Genomic DNA, 6,028 nt, shown 5'->3' with positions numbered 1-6,028 from the left:
CCGCCCTGGATGGCGGGCTTGAAGCCCTTGGTCTTGGCGTAGTCGTTGCGACCGATCATGTCCTGGTCCTGGCCGCGGAACTTGTAGTTGCTGGTCAGGGACACATTGCCGGTGAGCTGCGCGCTCGCGAGCATCGGCAGGGCGGCGAGGGTGGGGAGAACGAGCACCGGCAGGGCGATGCGAATCAGGTGTTTCATCGAAAGAAATCGCTAACGGATGGAGGAGCCGGCAGCGTAGGAGCGCGCGTCTAAAAGCCGCGTAAAAAATGCGGGGCCGGCCGCAAAATTCTTGAGCGGGATGCGGCCGCCGCCGCAGTTGGGCGGCATTCCGGCAGGTCGCTCATCTGCGCATCGTTGCGGTTCTGCCGCGCGCGGGCATCGTCATCGCGACCACGCCGGCCATGATGCATGCGAGCCCGAGCCACGCGGTGGGCGAGAGCGCCTCGCCCAGGAAGACCACGCCGATCGCCACGCCGATAGGCACGCGCAGGTAGGCCTGCGCGGCGGTCGACATCGGCCCGAGCGTCCTGATCAGCCGGAAGTAGATGGTGAAGGCGAGCGCGGTGGAGAGCACCGCCAGCGCCAGCACCGCCATCATCGACGCGGCCGAAGGCGCCAGCGTCCAAGGCCGGTCGATCACGAGGCTCGCGGGCACCAGCATCGCCGCACCGCTCAGCAGCGACCCCGCGGCGGGCACCATCGGGTCCAGCCCCTTGAAGACGCGGCCGAACATCGCGGCGCAGCCGTAGCAGACGGCCGCCGCCACCAGCCCGAGCTGTGCGAGCAGCGAATGCCCCAGTCCGTGCAGCGCCTCGAAGCCGACGATCAGGCAGATGCCCGCCAGGCCCGCGCCCACGCCGAACAGCCGGCGCAGCGTGGGCTTCTCCGCGCCGCCCATGCCGAGGCCCAGCAGGAAGATGAAGATCGGCGAGGTCGAGTTGAGGATGGTCGCAAGCCCGGCATCCACGCCGCGCTCGGCCCACGCGATGAGCGTGAAGGGCAGCACGCTGTTGAGGCAGGCCTGCAGCGCGAAGCGCCCCCACATGGCGGGCTCCTTCGGCAGCTTCACGCCGCGCATGCGCAGCACCGCGAGCAGCAGCAGGCCCGCAATCAGCGTGCGCGCCGCAATCAGGGTGACGGGCGGCAGCGTCTCGACGCCGATCTTGATGAAGGTGTACGAGGCGCCCCAGCAGGTGGCGAGCACCGCGAGCAGGGCCCATTCGAAAGCGGCGTGGGGAGGGGCCTTGCCGGCCGTGGCGAGTGTCGTCGTGTGCATGGTGCGCCGATCATCGCGAGACCGCGGCACCGACACTTCGGCCTGTAACGAAGCGTGGATGCGTCAGTGGCCGGGCTTCGAGACGAGGCTTGCGGTACCGGCCGCAACGATGTAGAACCATGGCGTTAAAGGCTCGAGCTCACAGGCAATTTCGGAGCAGTTCGCTGGTCCCAAGGAGGTGAAGCATGTTGGCAGCCGAATGCGCGTGGGCCATCTTGCGCGCCGAGCACACCCGCACCCGGGAGTTGTTGGCTCGACTCGATACCGCGATGAAGACAGGCGATGGAACGCGCACTGGACAACGGGCGACGTCGGCCATCGAAGTCATCGAACGTCTTCAGGCCTTCGAGGAAACAACGCATCGCCCCAAGGGCGTCGTCATGCTGAACATGCTGCGTGGAAGGTCGAGCGAAGCCGACGAGCTTCTCGATCAGCTCGACTCGGAGAGCGAATGCTGCAACGGCCTCCTCTCACAGGCAAAGACCACCTTGAAGCGTGCCGAGGCCGGCGATGCGAGAGCAGCCGCGGAGGCCGAGGCGCTGTTGCGACGGCACCGGCAGTTCATGTCCGTGCACCTGGACAAAGAAGACACGCTCCTGCATTCGCAGACGGCGCTGCTGCTCACGGCAGAGGAATGGGCCACCGTGGTCTCGTCCATTTCGAAGGAGGTACGCGCCGCGAAGGCGCGTGAACATCGGCGCCCGCCACTCGCAGGCAAGTCTCAAGGCCCCCATTGACCCTATGCCCATGGAGCGCGACGGTGGCTTCAGGTCAGAGGGAGCTCGCGCATGAGGTTGCTGCGCACCCACGTGAACGCGCCGGACTGGACGTTGTTCGCTTGCCAGCGGCGGAATTCGGGATCGGCCGACAACGGGTCCGTGACCTTCGCGTACGCCACCGCGTTCTCGAACTGCACGGTCAGGACATAGTTGCCCAGTTCGCCGGCGGCCACGCTCCACAGCTGCGGATCGGGCGCACCATGTTTCTTCCAGAGTGCCGCACCCACCTTCAAGGCTTCGATGACGGCCCCGAGATCGGCGCCGGGGTTGGGTCGCAGGACATATCGCGCTTCGTAGGCCATGGAAGTCTCCTTCGTCACCGCAGGAGCCGACATTGAAGCACCGGCGCGCTTGGGGGGCAATCGATAAATGCGGCCACGGCGCCGGCAGGCGGTCCGTCAGCTTGTGATGCCGCGCTTGCGCGCACGGTAGGCCAGTTGGGGACGCGTGACGCCCAGCACGCGCGCTGCCGCGGAGAGGTTTCCCCCGCATTGTTCCAGCGCACGGCGTATCAGCGTCTCTTCCACTTGTCCCAATGAACCGGCGCCGGCGCGATCCGGCGCAGCGCGGCTTGCAGGCGTGGCCTGCGGGGGCGGGGCGCCGCCAGCGCCCGCCAGGTGGCCATCCGGCCGCACCGACAGCACGTTCTTGTCCAGCGTCTCGCCGCTCGTGAACAGGTGGTGGACTTCGAGCAGGCTGCCCTCGGGCGCGACGATCACGGCGCGCTCGATCAGGTTCTGCAGTTCGCGGATGTTGCCGGGGTAGTCGTAGTTCAGAAGCGCCTTGACGGCGGCCTGCGTGAAGCCGGCAGCCTGCCGGCCGTGCTTGCGGCCGTAGTGCTGCAGAAAATGGCTCATCAGGAGCGGCACGTCATCGCGCCGCTCGCGCAGCGGCGGCAGGTGAATGGGAAAGACATTGAGCCGGAAGAACAGGTCGTCGCGAAACCTGCCCTCACGCACGGCCTGGCGCAGATCGACGTTGGTGGCCGCGACGACGCGCGTGTCGACCTGGATGCTGCGCGTGCCGCCCACGCGCTCGACTTCGCCCTCCTGCAATGTGCGCAGCAGCTTGCCCTGGGCCGCGTAGCTCAGCGTGCCGATCTCGTCCAGGAACAGCGTGCCGCCGTGGGCGCGCTCGAAGCGTCCCGGCCGCGCCGCGCCGGCGCCGGTGTAGGCACCGCGCTCCACGCCGAACAGCTCGGACTCGATCAGCGTCTCCGGAATGGCCGCGCAATTCACCGCGACGAAGGGCTTGTCGCGCCGCGGGCTGATGCTGTGCAGCATGCTGGCGAACTTTTCCTTGCCGACGCCGGACTCGCCGGTGAAAAGCACGGTGGCCGTGGTCGGCGCCACGCGATGCAACAGGTGGCAGGCCGCGTTGAAAGCCGACGACGCACCCACCATCGCGTCGCTCTTGCGCGGCGGCGTGGGCAGCTCCGCGGCCTGCGGTGCCGCGCCGCCGTACGGCGACGCTCCGACGAAGTCACGCGCGCGCAGGTAGCGCATGTCTTCTTCCACATCGTCCCAGCGCTCCGCCGATTTTCCGATCACGCGGCAATGGCTCTCGCCCATCGAGCGGCAGGCGACTTCGCGGAACACCACCAGCCGCCCGAACAGCGTGCTGACGTAGCCGGTGGCATAGCCCACCTGCATCCAGCAGGCGGGCGAGCCGCCGATGCCGTAGGCCGCGATGTGCTCGTCGTCTTCGCTCGAGTGATGCCAGATGAATTCGCCCTCGTAGTCCGAGGTCTCGGGGTCGTAGCGCGCGTGCACCAGCTCGACCTTCACCACGCCTTCCAGCGCATGCAGGCGGGTGCCGGCCATGGCGGCCGCGGCCGGCTCGGCCTCGGGCCAATGCTTGCGCACCAGCTGCGCGTCGCGCGCGCCGCTGACATAGCCCGCGCGCGTGAACAAGCCGCGGGCCTTCTCCTGGCCCAGGCTGTCGATCAGCTCGCGCCGCAGGGACCCCAGCGCCTCGGTATGCAGCAGCACCATGCGCTGGTCCTGCAGCCAGATGCGGCCGTCGCCGGGCGAAAAGAACAGGCATTCGCTGATGTCGGCAATCGTCGGGTGCTCTTCGCTGCCCACGTGCGAGGCCTCGAAGCGGCTCATCGCACGCGCCACGTCGGCGCCGTCGAAACGGCCCAGCGCGGCGCCGGTGGCACGCGCCACGTCGGCCAGCGAGATCCGCTGCGGGAGCGGTGAGGCAGTGGCTTTGGTCAATTTCGAGTTCATCGTTTGGTGAAACGAGCGACCGATTTTTCATCATTTGATGAAAGCGATGATCAGGGTAAACCAGTTATTCAGAATAACTATTAAGGCTCCGGGAATTCCCCTAATCCCCCAATGAAAACAGCGCGCCTCGGCGGCGTCGGGCCACCCCGCCGCCGCGCCACTGGTACGCCCGTTGCGAAAACAAGGCCGTGCCGCGGGCATTTCCACCCGCGGCCAGCCGATCAATTTTTCGCAAGGGGTGAGTCATGGGTGTTTCGCAGAAGCTGGCGTTCCTGGACGCGGCGGCCTGGGCCGGCAAGGTGTTCATCAACGGCGGGTGGGTCGCGTCCGCAGGCGGTGTGCGCGACGTGGTCGAGCCGGCCACGGGCAAGGTGATGGCGGCCGTCGGCATCGCCGATGCGCAGGACGTGGGGCTGGCCACGGCCGCCGCGGCGCAGGCGCAGAAAAGCTGGGCGCAGGTGGCGCCGCGCGAGAAGGCCGCCGTGTTCCTGCGGGCCGCGGCGCTGTTCGAGCAGCACTTCGACGAGCTGGCGCTGTATGTGGCCCGGGAGACCGGCGCCATCCTGCCCAAGGGACAGCACGAGGTGCGCGAGGCCATCACCCTGTGCCACATCGCGGCGGCCATGCCCCTGCAGGCGCAGGGCCAGGTGTTGCCGAGCGCGAGCGGCACCACCAGCCTGGCGCGGCGCGTGCCGCGTGGCGTGGTGGGCGTGATCTCGCCCTTCAACTTTCCGCTCATCCTCACGCTCCGCACCGTGGCGCCGGCGCTCGCGGCCGGCAACGGCGTGGTGGTCAAGCCCGACGCGCGCACGCCGGTGAGCGGCGGCTTCATGATCGCCCGCGTGTTCGAAGTGGCAGGCCTGCCCGCCGGCCTGTTGCAGGTGCTGCCCGGCGACGCCGCCGCCGGTGAAGCCCTGGTGACCGATGCGCGCGTGCCGATGATCGCCTTCACCGGCTCGCCCGCCGTGGGCCGGCGCATCGGCGAACTGGCGGGGCGCCACCTGAAGAAGGTGACGCTGGAGCTGGGCGGCGCCAACTCGCTGATCGTCCTGGAAGACGCCGACCTCGACATCGCGGCCAGCAATGCCGCCTGGGGCGCCTACCTGCACCAGGGCCAGATCTGCATGGCGACCAATCGCATCATCGTGCACGAGCGCATCGCCGCCGCGTTCACGCAGCGGCTGGTCGCGAAGGCCCAGCACCTGCCGGTGGGCGACGGTGCCAGCGGCCAGGTGGCCCTGGGGCCGCTGATCGACGCGAAGCAGCGCGACCGCGTGCACGCCATCGTGCAGGACAGCATCGCGGCCGGCGCGCAGTTGCTGGCCGGCGGCAGCAGCGAGGGCCTCTTCTACAAACCCACGGTGTTGGCCAACGTGAAGGCCGGCATGCGCGTGTACGACGAAGAAGTGTTCGGCCCGGTCGCCAACATCATCACCTTCAAGACCGACGACGAGGCCGTGGCCCTGGCCAACAACCACCAGGGCAGCCTGGCGTCGGCGGTGATCTCGCCCTCGATCGGACGCGCCATGGCGATGGCCGCGCAATTGAACTCCGGCATGGTCCACATCAACGACCAGACCGTGAACGACGAGTGCGTCAACCCCTTCGGCGGCCCCGGCATCGCCGGCAACGGCAGCAGCGTGGGCGGCCCGGCCGACTGGGAGGAATACACCCAGTGGCAGTGGCTGACCATCAAGCAGGCGCCGCATCCCTATCCGTTCTGACCTTCATCAAAACCCG

Annotated in this window: 5 protein-coding genes and 1 pseudogene; 2 read left to right on the top strand and 4 right to left on the bottom strand. The window is 68.2% G+C overall.

Going from position 1 to position 6,028, the window contains the following annotated elements; genetic code table 11:
* Both AC1DXX_RS27265 and AC1DXX_RS27260 read right to left on the bottom strand, forming a co-directional pair.
* Nucleotides 1-197 (bottom strand): annotated as a pseudogene (locus tag AC1DXX_RS27265) (TorF family putative porin); the annotation flags it as partial.
* A gap of 142 nt (nucleotides 198-339) precedes the next feature.
* Nucleotides 340-1,275, bottom strand: coding sequence for a DMT family transporter (locus tag AC1DXX_RS27260; RefSeq protein WP_478137335.1), 936 nt, complete (start codon nucleotides 1,273-1,275; stop codon nucleotides 340-342).
* 185 nt (nucleotides 1,276-1,460) lie between these two features.
* Between AC1DXX_RS27260 and AC1DXX_RS27255 the strand changes: the two genes are divergently transcribed.
* Nucleotides 1,461-2,012 (top strand): hemerythrin domain-containing protein, encoded by a 552-nt coding sequence (locus tag AC1DXX_RS27255; RefSeq protein ID WP_478137334.1) that lies wholly within the window; start codon nucleotides 1,461-1,463, stop codon nucleotides 2,010-2,012.
* A 29-nt stretch (nucleotides 2,013-2,041) separates the two neighbouring features.
* Here AC1DXX_RS27255 and AC1DXX_RS27250 read toward each other — a convergent pair whose 3' ends face one another.
* Entirely contained in the window at nucleotides 2,042-2,356 is a 315-nt protein-coding gene (locus AC1DXX_RS27250; RefSeq protein WP_478137333.1) for a hypothetical protein, read from the bottom strand.
* Between the two features lie 96 nt (nucleotides 2,357-2,452).
* The gene (locus AC1DXX_RS27245) at nucleotides 2,453-4,276 is read right to left on the bottom strand and encodes a sigma 54-interacting transcriptional regulator (RefSeq protein ID WP_478137332.1); all 1,824 of its coding nucleotides are present in this window, start codon (nucleotides 4,274-4,276) and stop codon (nucleotides 2,453-2,455) included.
* A gap of 257 nt (nucleotides 4,277-4,533) precedes the next feature.
* On the opposite strand from AC1DXX_RS27245, the gene AC1DXX_RS27240 reads away from it, so the two are divergent.
* On the top strand, nucleotides 4,534-6,012 hold the full coding sequence (locus AC1DXX_RS27240) for a benzaldehyde dehydrogenase (protein ID WP_478137331.1): 1,479 nt from the start codon (nucleotides 4,534-4,536) through the stop codon (nucleotides 6,010-6,012).
* Nucleotides 6,013-6,028: the final 16 nt, after the last annotated feature.

This window comes from Variovorax sp. P4_B10, assembly GCF_056402375.1.
This window is presented reverse-complemented; position numbering and strand designations above follow the sequence as displayed.